Below are 13493 nucleotides of genomic sequence, written 5' to 3'. Positions count from 1 at the left end.
ATCGCGCCGCAAGCTGAGAGATGGATTGCTTCGTCGCTTGCGCTCCTCGCAACGACGGAGGAGTCGAATCAAGAAGAGGAAACCGCACCATGCATGTCAAAGGCAAGGTCTGCGTCGTCACGGGAGCCGCGAGCGGCATCGGCGAGGCGGTGGCGCGCGCCTATGCGGAAGCCGGCGCGCGCGGCGTCGTTCTCGCCGATCTGAAGACCTCGCGCGAGAAGCTCGCCAAGGTCGCCGGCGACATCGACGGGCTGCCGATCACGGCGGACGTCGGACTGGAGGAAGACATCAAGGCGCTGATCGCCGCGGCCGAGGACAAGTATGGTCCGGTGGACGTGTTCTTTTCCAATGCTGGCCTTTCGCGCAAGGGTCAGGAGACCGCCTCCGACGCCGACTGGGACGTGAGCTGGCGCGTCCACGTCATGAGCCACGTGTTTGCGGCGCGCGCGTTGGTGCCGGGCATGCTCGCGCGTGGTTCGGGCTATCTGCTCAATACCGCTTCCGCCGCGGGCTTGCTGGCCTCGCTGAACTCGATGCCCTACGGCGTCACCAAGAACGCCGCCGTCGCGCTTGCCGAGCATCTCGCCATTCAATATGGCGACCGCGGCATCCGCGTCTCTGTGCTGTGCCCGCAATCGGTGCAGACCGGCATGACGACACCAGGCCCGAGCGCGGCAAGGGTCGACGGCGTGCTGCAGCCACCGGAAGTGGCGCGGATGGTGATCGAGGCGATGGCGGAAGAACGCTTCCTCATTTTGTCGCACCCGCAGGTCGCCGAATACATGCTGCGCAAGGCCTCCAACCGCGACCGCTGGCTCGCCGGCATGCGCCGGCTGCGCGACAAGATCTACGGCGCGCCGCAATCAGCCTGAGGTTTTCGGCGCGAACCGCTCCAGCAAGCCGGTGTAGTTCTTCACGCTCGGCGAGGCATAGGAGCCGCGCCGGGATGTGGTGAGCTTCAATCCGGCCAGCGCCTCGGCCTGCTTGACCGCGGCCGCTACGCCGTCGACTACCGGCACGCCGAATTTTCGCGACAGGTTTTGCGCCAGCTCGGCCATGCCCGCACAGCCGAGCACGATCGCCTCGGCGCCCTTGTCGAGCGCGCGGGCAATTTCGGCCTCCAGTTTTGCCTCTGCTCCCGAGCCGGGCTTCTCGAGATCGAGCACCGCGACGTCGCAGGCGGTGACCTGCGCCCGCTCCGCATAGCCATAGCGGCGCACCAGCTCTTCCAGCGGCACAATCGAGCGCGGCAGCGTGGTGACGACGGCGATGCGCTTTGCGATCTGGCCGGCCGTCACCAGCGCCGCCTCGCAAATACCGACCACCGGAAACGGCGCGGCGGTTCGCGCGGCATCGAGGCCGGTATCGTCGAAGCAGGCGATGATCGCCGCATCGACATCGGGCACATTCATCAGCGCCTGGATCAGGCCGGGCACGGCGAACACTTCGTCGTAATAGCCTTCGATCGAGACCGGGCCCATCGCCGAGGTGACGGCGACGATGTCGGTGTCGGCTGCCGCGACGGCGCGCGCGGCAGCGCCGATCGTTTCGGTCATTGCGGCGGTTGTGTTCGGATTGACGATGAGGATTTTTGTCATGGCGCCATCGTAGCTAGGATGACGCGAAGCGCAACTCTCTCGCCATCGCCCCGGCCCTGAGCCGGGACCCATACGCCGCGGCCTGTGAAAAGGTCACGAAGGGGAGACAGCTTTTTTCAACAATGCACAGTCGTGGTTATGGGTCCCTGCGTTCGCAGGGACGACATCGGAGAGATTAACGCACGACGTCTTCAATCCACGCTGCAAACGCATCCAATGCTTCGTCAAGCACCGCGCGATCATTCCGCCCAGAGCTCTTCAGCACGTGAAAGGAGTGATCGGCACCCTCAAGCAAATGCAGCGTCGCGCGCGATCCCAAGCTCTTGACGACGGGTTCGAGCAGGTTCAATTCCGCCAGCGCATCGCGCGTGCCCTGCAGGAACAGCATCGGGACTTCGACATCGGCGAGATGCTTGGCTCGCTCGCTGGACGGCGCTCCGGCCGGGTGCAGCGGAAAGCCGAGAAACGCTAACCCGCGAACGCCAGACAATGGTGCCAGCGCTTGCGCCTGCGACGTCATCCGGCCGCCGAACGATCTGCCGCCCGCGACGAGCGGCAACGACGGACAACATCGCGCCGCTTCCGCCACCGCCGCCCGAACGGCGGCGTGCGCGAGCTTGGGCGCATCCGGCCGCTTGCTGCCTTTCTCCATGTATGAAAACTGATAGCGCAGCGACGCAATGCCGCGCTCGCCAAGGCCTGTGGCAACCGTCGCCATGGATTTGTGGGTCATGCCCGCGCCGGCGCCGTGCGCAAACACGTAACACGCGCGCGCCTGCGGCGGCCGAATCAATAGCGCGGAAACGGCGTCACCAGGACTGATCTCGATCCGCAAGTGTTCTGCCGCCTCTGCCGTCATGTGATCTGTCCGTCACTTTTCTGCATGATGGAGACTCTATACTGAAAAACACAGCGCATCCCGCGCGCTCAAGGAATATTGCGCGCTGGCAGCGCGGCTTTGGGGAAGGGGCACGCCATGCGTGGCTGGAGAATTGCGAAAATTGTCGGCGTGCTGGCGATCGTCGGCATCGGTTACGTCGCCTTCAAGGACGACGTCGCCAAGCTGTGGCAGGATCTTCACGTCAGGATCGTCGAGCATCCGACGCCGAAGAAGACCGTGTGGCTCGACCAGGGCATTCCCAAGGAAAAGCTGAGCTGGTTCTATCACGCCGATCAGGGCACGCGGACCTTCGGCTTTCCCTACGAATGGTTCATGGCGCTGGAACAGCCGACCATCCCGTGGCTGTTGTTCACCTCGCCCGGCCTGTTCAGCGATCCCGCCTATCTTGATCGCTACGGCTTCATTGCCGATACCATCATCTCCGGCAAGCAGGCGCTGCCGATCGGCTTCGCGCAGGGCGGCCCGATGCTGGACCCAACCGGCGCGCCGTGGAGGAACCCGCGCAACAAGCAGGACATGACCGGCGTCGGGCTGACCTGCGCGGCCTGCCATACCGGCAGCCTCACCTACAAGGACACCGCGGTCGTCATCGACGGCGGACCGGCGCTCACCGATCTGTTCAAGATGAAACAGGGCATGGGCATCTCGCTGCTGCTGACGCGTATCTGGCCCGGTCGCTTCAGCCGCTTTGCCGAGCGCATCCTGGGGCCGGACTCATCCGTCGACGACCGCGAGACGCTGAAGAACCAGCTCGACCAGGTCCTGGCCCAGTACAAGCAGGTCAAGAACCTGGAAGAACGCGTCGCCTCCCAGAGCATCCTGGAAGGATACGGACGGCTCGACGCGCTCAACCGGATCGGCAACCAGGTGTTTTCCATTGACTTGAAGAAGCCGGAAAATTACGCCGGCTCCTCCGCGCCGGTGCATTTCCCGCGGATCTGGAACACGCCGTGGTTCGATTGGGTGCAGTACAACGGCTCGATCATGCAGCCGATGGTGCGCAACGCCGGCGAATCGCTCGGCGTATCGGCGGAGCTCAATCTGACCGATCCATCAAAGGGCCTGTACAAATCGAGCGTCGACGTGAAGTCGCTCGATGAGATGGAGCAGATGATCAAAGGCAAGAATCCGCCCAATGCAAAGGATGGATTCTCCGGCCTGAAGTCGCCGAAATGGCCGGGTGACATCCTGCCGCCGATCGATCAGAAGCTGGCCGAGAAGGGCGCGGAGCTCTACAAGACCCATTGTCAGGAATGCCACCGGCCGCCGGTGACGAGCGAGGCGTTCTATGATTTCAACAACAAGGACTGGTGGACCAAGAACGAGGCCGGCGAGGCGATCCTCAAGGTCGAGAACGTTCCGATCTCGCATATCGGCACTGATCCCGCGCAGGCGGCGGACATGCTCGCCCGCACGGTCGCGGTACCCGAGCATCTCGGCCTCAAGAGCTCCAGCTTTGCGTTCGCACTCGGCGAACTCGTCGAGAAGACCGTCAACTCCATCTTCGATCAGCAGAAGCCGCCGGTGAGCGCGGCGGAGCGGAAACGAATCGACGGCTACATGCCGAACGAGCTGCGGGGTGAACTCGCCTACAAGGTCCGCCCGCTGAACGGCATCTGGGCAACGCCGCCCTATCTGCATAACGGCTCGGTGCCGACCATCGAAGACTTGCTGGGCGACCCGGAGAAACGGCCTGCCAAATTCTATCTCGGCAGCCGCGAATACGACGCCGTGAAGATCGGGTACAAGACGGACCCGATTCCCAACGGATTCGAATTCGACACCTCGATTCGCGGCAATTCGAACCGGGGCCACGAATTCAGGAAGGAGTACAGCAAGGACAGAGAAATCAAGGGCGTCATCGGACCGGCGCTGTCGGCGGGCGATCGAAAGGCGCTGATCGAATACCTCAAGACGCTCTGAGCGTGATGATTTTTGGTTAGATCAATTTGGCCACAGACGCGCTTCACCTCTCCCGCTTGCGGGGAGGTTGGCGCGAAGCGCCGGGTGGGGCTCTCTCCGCTCGGGCAGTGTCGCCTCCGGAGACACCCCCACCCGCAAGCGGGAGAGGGAGCGCACCTTCTTCGTGGTCGCAATCAAACCTAATTTCATCATGCTTTTAGGCTGTTTACACACTGCTGCGGCCGGGCCCTTGCCCGGCCGTTGCCGTTTCGGATCAACGCATCGCAGATGCGATCAGGCGGCCTGCCTTACCGGCTGGCGACCAGCCGCAAGTGCGGCTTGATGGTTTCTTCGAGCTCGGACTTGAGCTGGTGCACGCGCGGGTCGGCCGAGCGCGCCGCGCAGCGCGAATATTGGTTGACCGAGCACGCCAGCGCGTGCCGCTCTTCGGGAGTCCGCGTCACCTCCGGGCTGGACAGCCTCAGCACCATCCCGCCGAGCTGCACCAGCATTTCGTCCAGCGCCCGATCCATTCCGGCAATTTGATCCATCGCACCACTCCCTCTGAAGGGAGTAATGAGCGGCGCGCCCGGCCGTTCCGCGCGCGCGCCCATTTAGGGATAACCAAAAGTAAACGGCACGCCATTCTATCAACGCGCGCCGCGCATCTCTCTTGAAGAAATCATTATCAGTTGAAGGAAACGGCCCGTTATACCGCAAAACGCCGCGATTGCGGCAGCCGCCCCCGGTAACCTATGCTGCCGCCTGTTCCACGCGAGGCCCCGCATGATCCCGCCGCTCGATCCTGTCGTTGCCCAGATCATTCCTCTGCTGCCGCTGCGCGATCCCGTGACGATGACGCCGCAGACCTGCCGCGATGACCTGCGCGCCCTGGCTGCCTCGCGCGCCGCCGTGCCACCGCCGCCAGTTGCGAGCACGGAGGATATCAAGGTGAAGGGCGCGGCGGGATTCCTCGGCGCGCGGGCCTACCGGAACTCGAGCGACAAGTCGCCGACGGTGGTGTTCTTCCACGGTGGCGGCTGGGTCGCCGGCGACATCGAGACCCATGACCGGCAGGCGCGCTGGCTCGCGATCGAGACCGGCGCGGTCGTCGTCTCCATCGATTATCGCCGTCCGCCCGAGGTGCGTTTCCCCGGCGCGTTCGAGGATGCCTTCGCCGCCACCAGGGACGTCTTCTCCCGGATCGCCGAATTCGGTGGCGATGCGGCGCGCGTCGGTGTCGCCGGTGACAGCGCCGGCGGCAATCTGGCGGCCACCACCGCGATCGCCTGCCGCGATGCCGACATCAGGCTGGCCGCACAATTGCTGGTCTATCCCGTCACCGACGTGGTCGGAAATTTCGCCGACGCAAAAGAGAACGCCCGCTTCCCGTCGCGCAGCGAGAACGCGGATGGTTATTTCCTCACCCGCGCCACCATGGAATGGTTTTGCGGCCATTACCTTGCCGACCCAACGCATGGCGCCGACTGGCGCGTCTCGCCGCTGCGCACCCAAAACCTCGCCGGCGTGGCGCCTGCGATCGTCTGCACCGCCTGGTTCGATCCGCTCCGCGACGAGGGCAAGGCCTATGCCGACGCGCTAAAAGCCGCCGGCGTTCCGACCAGTTATTATGACGGTCTCGGCCTGATCCACGGCTATTTCGGGTTCGGCGAGGCGTCCGAGACTGCGAAGCGCGAGGCGCAGCGCGCACGCGCCGATTTCAAGGCGCTGCTGGACAAAGGTGCATAAGCCGCGATTGCAGAACTGGCGATCCCGGGAAGACTCGAACTTCCGACCTACGGTTTAGGAAACCGTCGCTCTATCCGGCTGAGCTACGGGACCGCGGACCTGCTGGATGGCAGGTGGCTGGCACGCTTCATAGCAAAGCAGGCCTGGCATCGCCAGCCCTTCGAAACCGCTGCTTTGAGCCGCGAAAAACCCGGGCAGTCGGAAGATGCCGGGGATCGAACCGGAAGCCAAAAAGGAGCCGTCGCCGACGGCCCCAGTTGCGGCTGTTGGGCCCTGTGTACCGCCGTTACCTTGTTTGCGGCCATACCACTTCAAGATACGACTGATTCGGCCAAACGCATGTGGCCGGCGGGTGACGCCATCCGAGAAAGCCGAATGCACCGGTGCGACGGGGCGCAAAAATGGCACCCGCCGGCGGTGCCAGGGTATGAGCCGTCAGTTCAACGCAGACAGCGAGAACATGTTTCCAGTCGAGGCACCAAATCCCCCGCAACACTTGCCTTGATGTGAGGCGGTCTTTCGGCCGCCGATCGCTGCGCCGCATCCTTGAGGCGCAACTTCGCTCCGGGCGCAGAGGAACATTCGCGCATGCGTTCTGTTCTAGGAGCATCGATCAACTTCCGAGGAGGACAAAAATGAAGAAGCTTTTAGCCGCGGCTCTCTTGAGCGCCGCCGTTTTCAGTGCTCCCGCCTATGCGCAGACCGCGCAGACGGCTCAGCCCGCCGCCCCCGCCGCCACCGCCGGCTCGCAGGAAAAGATGATGCTCAAGGGCAACTGGCGCGCGTCCAAGCTCATGGGCCTCGACGTCTATAATGAAGCCAATGAAAAGCTCGGTGACATCAACGAGCTGATCCTCGACAAGAACGGCAAGGTCAATGCCGTGGTCATCGGCGTCGGCGGCTTCCTTGGCATGGGCGAGCACGACATCGCCGTTTCCATGGACAAGCTCAAATTCATGGAGGAGCCAGTCCGCACCAGTTCCACGGCGACCACGACGACGCGCGATACAGCCACTGCACCGCGCGAGACAACGACCGGCGCGGCGACGACCACGACGACCCCACGTAGCGCCGATACCAACGATTGGATGCCCGACCACGCGGTGATGAGCGGCACCAAGGAGCAGCTCAAGGCGATGCCGCAGTTCAAATATTCAGACTACAACTGAGGCGTTCGTCGCTTTGATGATTAAGGCCGCACTTAGGTGGGGCCTTAATCATGCGCGATGCGCGGTCCATGATGCGGCTGCCCGCAAGTCCTGGATGCGGTGCACCGTCAAGAGACGCCGCACCGCGTCCGGAACACGATTGTTTTCCCCAGCGTTACGCCTTGATGTTGTTCTCGCGGACGACCTGGCCCCAGATGCTCACCTGCTTGGCGAAGAAGGTCGAGAACTCCTTGCCGTCGGCAAGTAGGAGCGTCATCTGCTGCGTCTCCTGCAGTTGCGCCGCCACCGCCGGTTCGCTCAGGATCTCCTTCACCGATTTTGCCATGCCGGTGATGACGTCGGCCGGCGTGTCCTTGGGCGCGAAAATGCCCCACCAGGCCAGCGTCTCGAAATCGGGAAAGCCTGCCTCGATCGCGGTCTGGGTGTCCTTGAGCACGGGCATCCGCTCGCGCCCCATCTGCAGGATCGGACGCAGCATGTTGGTGCCAAGCTGCGCCGTGATCAGCGCCGCTGAGCCCACGATCATGTCGACATGGCCGCCGAGCACGTCGTTCATCGCCGGACCGCCGCCGCGGTAGGGCACGTGCGTGATCTCGACGCCGGCCTTCTTGCCGAGCACCGTCATCGCGAGATGGCCGAGCGTGCCGATGCCGACGGAGGCGTATTTGACCGCGCCGGGATTGGCCTTGCAGGCCGCGACCACGTCGGCGAAGTTCTTGTACGGCCGCTCGGCATTCGCGGCGACGACGTAAGGAGCGGTACCGACCAGGAACACCGGCACAAGGTCCTTCTCGACATCGACACCGGGCTTTTCGAGGATCGAGGGAATGACCGCGTGCGAATCGAAGGTCACCAGGAACGTCGCGCCGTCAGGTGCGCTCTTGGCGACCTGAATGGCGCCGAGCGAGCCAGCCGCACCCGACTTGTTCTCAACCAGCACAGTCCGGCCGAGCTTGGTCTGCAAATGCGACTGCAACAGCCGCGCCAGCGCGTCGGTCGATCCGCCCGGCGGAAACGGCACCACCAGCGTCATGTTCTTGCCGCCCTGCGCCAGCGCCGGCGTCACCGCCAACGCGGCGGTCGCCGCAAGCAGATTGCGTCTTGTAATCTTCACCAGAACTCTCCTCCCATGAACGCCTGCGATTATTTGTTTTTGTTCGCTAGGCTTATCTTTAAGTGCCGAAGCCGGACCCGGCTTTCTTGTACTCGGGCCGCGGCGGGCTGAAGATGTCAAGCACGCGGGCGCCTTCCGGTCCAGCCCGCATGGTATGCGGCACATTGCCGGGCGTACGCCAGAAATCGCCCTTCTTGACCGGAATTTCCTCATCCCCCTGAACCCGGATCGCCGATCCCTCGAGCAGCACGCCCCATTGCTCCTCGGGATGGTGATGCAGGGTGCCCTGCGCATACGGCGCCAGCGTCACCACCGACAGCATGGCGTGCTCGCCGGAGAAAATGCGCGTCGTGACGCCGGCGGCGAGTTCGCGAAACAGGCCGTCGGCCGGGATATCGAGGTTGTGGAATTCGTCCTTCTGACTCATCTTTCCTCCGAAGCTGCAACTGATGCGACCGATTTGATCAAAGCGACACATACCGGCCTGCGTTCCCCGGATGCTGCCGCATGAGCAGCTATAATGGATTTACCACCCGCCGCGGTATCGATTGCTCTCCGGTCGCCGGCCGGCCGCGGTTCAGCCACTCGTAGCGGCACGAAATCGCACCTACCCGGCCACACGTGTTAATGCGAAGTTAACCAGACCGTTCGACTTTAAAGACGGGATTCAAATTTCGGACCCGGTCGCGTCGACATGCTGTTTCAGAACCTTTCGCCTTCACCGGCGCTTTCAATCGCCCGGTTTTCCGACATCGACGCCTTCCGGCCGGTCGAGTTTGTGGCGGACGCGCGCAGCGTCCCGCTGACCCTCGCAAATTTCCATACGGCGCGCGCGATGGTGCAGTTGCCGGGCTGCCAGATCGCCCTGCTCACGTCGTTTCCCCGCATTGTCGACGTCAGCTACCGCGCAGCGCACGGCGTCGTCATCTTCCAGATCAAGGATGCTTACGAAGTATCGGTCAACGGCCTCTCCGTGAACCGTCCGGCCTTTGTCGGCATGCGCGGCAATGTGGATCTCCAGTTCGTCGAGCCACACGGGTCGCTGCACGCCATCATCATCCTGGGAGCCGGGCTGCGCGACCGCGAATGGTTCGATACGCCGGACGAGCTATGCCCGTTCACACCGGATGCCGACACCCTGGCGACGGTCAGATCGATCACAACCGGCATTCTGCAGACCGCTTCCGCCAGACCGGATCTGTTGCAAAGCCCGAGCGCGGCGCTCGCCATCCAGGAAGACCTGCTGCTCGCCATCGACGAGATGTTCCGCCGCAGCAGGACGCCGGAATGGACGAACCGGCTTGCAAGCCGGAACTACTGCCACCTTGTTCGCATGATCGACGAGTATGTCGGATTCCACGCCGCCTCGGCGATCTACAGCGCCGAGCTCGCCGAACAATGCGGCGTGTCGGTCAGGACGCTGGGCACGGCGGTGGCGAGCGTTCGCGGCATGAGCCTGCATCGCTATTTGCGCCTCAAGCAGCTTTGGTCGGCGCGCGCACAACTCGTCAAAGGGTCCGACGCGATCACCGTGACGTCGTGCGCCCGCGCCAACGGCTTCCATCACATGGGCGAGTTTGCCAGGCTGTATCGCGCAACGTTCCATGAGACTGCGTCGCAGACGCTGGCCCGCGCGCGACGAGCTGACTGATTCTTGCCACAATGTGGCGGGCTTATCCGCTCCCTCAATCGTGCAGTTAGAATCACTTCAATATCGCGCGCGGAACTTTGCTTGCCATTGAATTTCTTAAAGATTTTTAATGGCCTAGCGCTGTGTTCCAGTGGTCACATCTTGAGGATAGAGTCACAACGCCAGCGGGAACATCGTGCAATTTCGGCGTGACAGCGCTGCCAAAATGATGACAATCGACTCAATCAAGGTTCCCTAGAGAATTCGACCGGAGAATATCGTCCGTGAGCGCCTCACGTGCATCTTCATTTGTTGTGGCCACGATCGGCGGGCTGTTCGTGCTCGCGCCGGTGGCTTCGGATGCGCAGTGGTGGCGCAGTGCGCCGTACGATTTCGAATCCTGCGCCGACGTGGCCGAGAAGGCGAAGACCAGGGAAGAAAAGACCGAGAAGCTCGCCGAGTGTAACGCGAAGTTCGCCGGGCGCCGCAAGCCCGGCGGCGGTTACACCTATTACGATTTCATGCAGGACCGGACGTTCGACATCGCCGGCCCCAACCCGACGCCGGAAGAGCAGAAGAAAATCGACGAGCAATATACCGCCTATCTCGAGCGCGAGCGCCGCAACCACCTCTCGGCGGTACAGGCAGCCAAGCAGCAGCAACCCGAGCTGCCGCCAGCGGAGGGGATACAGCAGGTTTCGCTGCGCACAGAGCCGACTTCTCCGCCGATCGAAACCGAAAAGGTGCCGATACCGGTGGCGAGCCCGGTCAAGCAGGCCGCACGCATCAAGGCGGCGCAATGCGCCAAGAATCAGTTCTCGTGTGATTGGCCGCGGCTCTCCGAAAGCATCAACGAGCTGAAGCGGCTATTCAATCCGCAGCAGCAGCAGCCGGCAAAGCAGAAGAAGGGCTAGCGAGCTTTTCTCCGTCATTCCGGGGCGTGCGAAGCACGAACCCGGAATGACAACCGGCGGAAACAAGCATCAATGCGCACGCCGCTTGATGCGGCGCGACTTGACGACCGGGGCGACAACGGCCCGTGACGCCCGCTGCTCCCTTAGCCTTGCTTCATAGCCTGGCGACGGTGTTACCGTCGGCGGCACGGCATGGGCGGGGATCGACGATGCCGCCCCGGCGAGGGCAGCCGCAATGAGCATCAGACCTGTCCGTTTCATTCGCCTCTCCCTTCGCGCTCGCTCCCGAATCGAATCTGCTCCGGCGTCAGCCCGGGCGATCCCTTGGCCTCGCGCTCGGCCTGCCGGATCAAGTCCACAATCCGTCGCGACAGCGGCGCCTTGAGCCCGCGGCGCGCGGCGATCTCGGTGATGACGCCCTGCAGATAGTCGACCTCGGTGCGGCGGCCATGCTGCAGATCTTCCCACATCGACGAGCGTGCCTCGGGATCGATCTTCATGGTACGTCCCAAGAGCAGCTCAAAAATCGGATCCGGCAGGCGCAGCAGCGGCGGCATCCAGGCCGGCGGAATGGGCGTCGGCGAGACCGGCTTGATGCCTTCGGCCTGCATCGCCGCCAGGCCTTCCGCGAGCTGTTCGGCAAACATGCGCCGCCATGACCGCATGCCGAGTTGCGTTCGCAGCGGCAGATCGGCCAGCGCATTGAGCGCGTTGTTTAGATTGAGCAGCAGCTTGCCCCATTGCACGCCGTCGATGTTGTCGGTCGGCCGCATCGCCAGGCCGGGGACTGAAAGCGTTTCGGCGATGCGCGCCTCGTCGCGCTCGATGACGATGTCGCCGGAGGTGGCGCGATGAAACCGTCCGTCGCCGAGCGCGATCACGTTGAACGGCACCATGCCGCCGAGCACGCGCCGGCCCGGCAGGATGTTGCGCAGCACGGCGGTGTTGCCGACACCGTTTTGCAGGCTGACGATGACGGCATCAGATGGTGCATGCCGAGCGATGACATCCGCCATCGCCGCGGTATCGGCACTCTTGACTGTGACCAGCACGACGGCGGCGTCGGCAAAAACGGAAGGATTTTCCGATAATACGATCTGATCGCGCGGGATTGTCCGGTCAAAGCCCTCAAAGCTTGTCGGCCGCAAGCCGCCTGCTTCGATTTCGGCGATCACGCGCGGACGCGCCAGAAGCGCAACGCGGCGGCCGCCGACCGCCAGCATGCCGCCGACGAAGCAGCCGATGCTGCCGGCCCCGGCGATGCCGATCGCCTGTCCCGAAACCATTTGTCACCCATCGCGTTGCAACAAGCCTCGATAGCAGAACCGCCAGCCGGTGCCTATCGAGCGCATTGCCGGCCGCGCCTTGTAACGGTCATGAGCCGCCTTTATGTTTCGCACGGGGCTACGGAGGGAGATCAACCATGGGTTTACTCGACGTCCTCAACGGCATGATGAACGGGCCGCGCGGCCCAAGCCGTCCCAGCCCGCAATCCGGCAGCGGTGGCGGAATGTCGCCCCTGACCATGGCAATCCTCGCATTGCTGGCCTGGAAAGGCATCAAGCATTTCAGCGGCAACCAGACCGGCTCGGCGCCGCAACCGGCACCTGCACCGGGCAATGGAAATGCCGGGATGCCCGGCGGCGGCATGGGGGGCGGCCTCAGCGACATGCTCAAGGGCGGATTGGGTGGACTGATCGCGGGCGGCGCCGCCGGCAGCATTTTGAGCGGCGGGCTTGGCGACCTCATGAAGCAGTTGCAACAGAACGGCCTTGGCGACCAGGCCAACTCCTGGGTGAGCAACGGTCCCAACAAGCGGGTCTCGCCCGGCGATCTCGCCAACGCGCTCGGCGCCGACCAGATCGATCAGCTATCGGCGCAGAGCGGGCTGTCGCGCGAGGATCTGCTGCAAGGCCTCAGCCAGTATCTGCCCGACGTCGTCAATCATCTGACGCCGGACGGAAGGCTGCCGAACGAGAACGAGATGTCGGAACGGATTTGACGCCGCGCGTAGCGTTTTCGAGCGAAGTGGATACCGGTTCGCATAGCAATCGAGTTTACGCAGATTGCGTAGACTTAGCTGCGGTAGAAAACGCGTCAAACAGGAATCTCGCGCGGCGCGACAGGTGCCGCGTCACTATCGACGCACTGGAAAGGGACGGAAATGGGCGGCATCATCTGGATCATCGTCGTCGGCTTCGTCGCCGGCATCATCGCGCGCATCCTTTCGCCCGGTCAGAACAACCCGACCGGCTTCATTTTGACCACGGTGCTCGGCATCGCAGGCGCGTTTCTCGCAACCTTCGTCGGCCAGGCGATCGGCCATTACGGTCCCGACCAGGGCGCCGGCTTCATCACCGCCACCATCGGCGCGCTGGTGGTTCTGTTCATCTGGAACCGGCTGGTGGCGCGCGGCGTGATTTCGGATCCGGGGAATCGGTGACGGCCGTCATTGCGGGGCGCGAAGCGAACCCGGAATCTCGAGATTCCGGGTTCGATGCTTCGCATCGCCCCGG

15 protein-coding genes and 1 tRNA gene are annotated in these 13493 nt (G+C 63.5%); 8 read left to right on the top strand and 8 right to left on the bottom strand.

Going from position 1 to position 13493, the window contains the following annotated elements; genetic code table 11:
* Positions 1 to 89 precede the first annotated feature (89 nt).
* Positions 90 to 872 carry an SDR family oxidoreductase gene (locus HCN50_RS09580; protein WP_171709401.1) on the top strand — a complete coding sequence of 261 codons (783 nt, stop codon included), beginning with the start codon at positions 90 to 92 and terminating at the stop codon, positions 870 to 872.
* On the opposite strand, the gene HCN50_RS09575 is transcribed toward HCN50_RS09580, so the two are convergent.
* A complete protein-coding gene (locus HCN50_RS09575; protein ID WP_171709400.1) occupies positions 864 to 1598 on the bottom strand; it encodes an aspartate/glutamate racemase family protein in 735 nt (244 codons plus the stop codon). The genes HCN50_RS09580 and HCN50_RS09575 overlap by 9 nt on opposite strands.
* Positions 1599 to 1773: 175 nt before the next feature.
* Positions 1774 to 2457, bottom strand: coding sequence for an alpha/beta hydrolase family protein (locus tag HCN50_RS09570; RefSeq protein ID WP_171709399.1), 684 nt, complete (start codon positions 2455 to 2457; stop codon positions 1774 to 1776).
* Between the two features lie 117 nt (positions 2458 to 2574).
* Between HCN50_RS09570 and HCN50_RS09565 the strand changes: the two genes are divergently transcribed.
* On the top strand, positions 2575 to 4422 hold the full coding sequence (locus HCN50_RS09565) for a di-heme-cytochrome C peroxidase (RefSeq protein ID WP_171709398.1): 1848 nt from the start codon (positions 2575 to 2577) through the stop codon (positions 4420 to 4422).
* 287 nt (positions 4423 to 4709) lie between these two features.
* Here HCN50_RS09565 and HCN50_RS09560 read toward each other — a convergent pair whose 3' ends face one another.
* Positions 4710 to 4952: a hypothetical protein gene (locus tag HCN50_RS09560; protein ID WP_171709397.1), complete on the bottom strand. Its 243-nt coding sequence runs from the start codon at positions 4950 to 4952 to the stop codon at positions 4710 to 4712.
* Between the two features lie 235 nt (positions 4953 to 5187).
* Here HCN50_RS09560 and HCN50_RS09555 point away from each other — a divergent pair, with 235 nt between their 5' ends.
* Positions 5188 to 6150: an alpha/beta hydrolase gene (locus tag HCN50_RS09555; RefSeq protein ID WP_171709396.1), complete on the top strand. Its 963-nt coding sequence runs from the start codon at positions 5188 to 5190 to the stop codon at positions 6148 to 6150.
* Between the two features lie 16 nt (positions 6151 to 6166).
* Here the strand turns inward: HCN50_RS09555 and HCN50_RS09550 are convergent.
* A tRNA-Arg gene (locus HCN50_RS09550) sits at positions 6167 to 6243 on the bottom strand.
* 542 nt (positions 6244 to 6785) lie between these two features.
* Here HCN50_RS09550 and HCN50_RS09545 point away from each other — a divergent pair.
* Positions 6786 to 7319 carry a PRC-barrel domain-containing protein gene (locus HCN50_RS09545; RefSeq protein WP_171709395.1) on the top strand — a complete coding sequence of 178 codons (534 nt, stop codon included), beginning with the start codon at positions 6786 to 6788 and terminating at the stop codon, positions 7317 to 7319.
* Positions 7320 to 7473: 154 nt separating this feature from the next.
* On the opposite strand, the gene HCN50_RS09540 is transcribed toward HCN50_RS09545, so the two are convergent.
* Together HCN50_RS09540 and HCN50_RS09535 are read right to left on the bottom strand one after the other, a co-directional pair.
* Positions 7474 to 8433 carry a tripartite tricarboxylate transporter substrate-binding protein gene (locus tag HCN50_RS09540; protein ID WP_171709394.1) on the bottom strand — a complete coding sequence of 320 codons (960 nt, stop codon included), beginning with the start codon at positions 8431 to 8433 and terminating at the stop codon, positions 7474 to 7476.
* 58 nt (positions 8434 to 8491) lie between these two features.
* Positions 8492 to 8860 carry a cupin domain-containing protein gene (locus tag HCN50_RS09535; RefSeq protein WP_171709393.1) on the bottom strand — a complete coding sequence of 123 codons (369 nt, stop codon included), beginning with the start codon at positions 8858 to 8860 and terminating at the stop codon, positions 8492 to 8494.
* Between the two features lie 267 nt (positions 8861 to 9127).
* Between HCN50_RS09535 and HCN50_RS09530 the strand changes: the two genes are divergently transcribed.
* Positions 9128 to 10084, top strand: coding sequence for an AraC family transcriptional regulator (locus HCN50_RS09530; protein WP_171709392.1), 957 nt, complete (start codon positions 9128 to 9130; stop codon positions 10082 to 10084).
* A gap of 254 nt (positions 10085 to 10338) precedes the next feature.
* A complete protein-coding gene (locus HCN50_RS09525) occupies positions 10339 to 10977 on the top strand; it encodes a hypothetical protein (RefSeq protein WP_171709965.1) in 639 nt (212 codons plus the stop codon).
* A gap of 69 nt (positions 10978 to 11046) precedes the next feature.
* On the opposite strand, the gene HCN50_RS09520 is transcribed toward HCN50_RS09525, so the two are convergent.
* Entirely contained in the window at positions 11047 to 11238 is a 192-nt protein-coding gene (locus tag HCN50_RS09520) for a hypothetical protein (protein WP_171709391.1), read from the bottom strand.
* Positions 11235 to 12263, bottom strand: a complete 1029-nt coding sequence (locus tag HCN50_RS09515; protein ID WP_171709390.1) for a 2-dehydropantoate 2-reductase — start codon at positions 12261 to 12263, stop codon at positions 11235 to 11237. Before HCN50_RS09515 ends, HCN50_RS09520 begins: the two co-directional genes overlap by 4 nt.
* Positions 12264 to 12400: 137 nt before the next feature.
* Here HCN50_RS09515 and HCN50_RS09510 point away from each other — a divergent pair, with 137 nt between their 5' ends.
* The gene (locus tag HCN50_RS09510; protein WP_171709389.1) at positions 12401 to 12979 is read left to right on the top strand and encodes a YidB family protein; all 579 of its coding nucleotides are present in this window, start codon (positions 12401 to 12403) and stop codon (positions 12977 to 12979) included.
* A 162-nt stretch (positions 12980 to 13141) separates the two neighbouring features.
* Positions 13142 to 13420, top strand: a complete 279-nt coding sequence (locus HCN50_RS09505) for a GlsB/YeaQ/YmgE family stress response membrane protein (RefSeq protein WP_171709388.1) — start codon at positions 13142 to 13144, stop codon at positions 13418 to 13420.
* The last annotated feature ends 73 nt before the right edge of the window (positions 13421 to 13493 follow it).

Source organism: Bradyrhizobium archetypum, from assembly GCF_013114835.1.
Taxonomy (GTDB): Bacteria; Pseudomonadota; Alphaproteobacteria; order Rhizobiales; family Xanthobacteraceae; genus Bradyrhizobium; species Bradyrhizobium archetypum.
Note: the sequence above shows the minus strand (reverse complement) of the source record. Positions and strands in the feature narration are given on the sequence as shown.

Excerpts from the sequence above, each read along its gene's own strand:
- HCN50_RS09580 (WP_171709401.1), top strand. The coding sequence starts at position 90 with ATGCATGTCAAAGGCAAGGTCTGCGTCGTCACGGGAGCCGCGAGCGGC.
- HCN50_RS09575 (WP_171709400.1), bottom strand. The coding sequence starts at position 1,598 with ATGACAAAAATCCTCATCGTCAATCCGAACACAACCGCCGCAATGACC.
- HCN50_RS09570 (WP_171709399.1), bottom strand. The coding sequence starts at position 2,457 with ATGACGGCAGAGGCGGCAGAACACTTGCGGATCGAGATCAGTCCTGGT.
- HCN50_RS09565 (WP_171709398.1), top strand. The coding sequence starts at position 2,575 with ATGCGTGGCTGGAGAATTGCGAAAATTGTCGGCGTGCTGGCGATCGTC.
- HCN50_RS09560 (WP_171709397.1), bottom strand. The coding sequence starts at position 4,952 with ATGGATCAAATTGCCGGAATGGATCGGGCGCTGGACGAAATGCTGGTG.
- HCN50_RS09555 (WP_171709396.1), top strand. The coding sequence starts at position 5,188 with ATGATCCCGCCGCTCGATCCTGTCGTTGCCCAGATCATTCCTCTGCTG.
- HCN50_RS09545 (WP_171709395.1), top strand. The coding sequence starts at position 6,786 with ATGAAGAAGCTTTTAGCCGCGGCTCTCTTGAGCGCCGCCGTTTTCAGT.
- HCN50_RS09535 (WP_171709393.1), bottom strand. The coding sequence starts at position 8,860 with ATGAGTCAGAAGGACGAATTCCACAACCTCGATATCCCGGCCGACGGC.
- HCN50_RS09530 (WP_171709392.1), top strand. The coding sequence starts at position 9,128 with ATGCTGTTTCAGAACCTTTCGCCTTCACCGGCGCTTTCAATCGCCCGG.
- HCN50_RS09520 (WP_171709391.1), bottom strand. The coding sequence starts at position 11,238 with ATGAAACGGACAGGTCTGATGCTCATTGCGGCTGCCCTCGCCGGGGCG.
- HCN50_RS09515 (WP_171709390.1), bottom strand. The coding sequence starts at position 12,263 with ATGGTTTCGGGACAGGCGATCGGCATCGCCGGGGCCGGCAGCATCGGC.
- HCN50_RS09510 (WP_171709389.1), top strand. The coding sequence starts at position 12,401 with ATGGGTTTACTCGACGTCCTCAACGGCATGATGAACGGGCCGCGCGGC.
- HCN50_RS09505 (WP_171709388.1), top strand. The coding sequence starts at position 13,142 with ATGGGCGGCATCATCTGGATCATCGTCGTCGGCTTCGTCGCCGGCATC.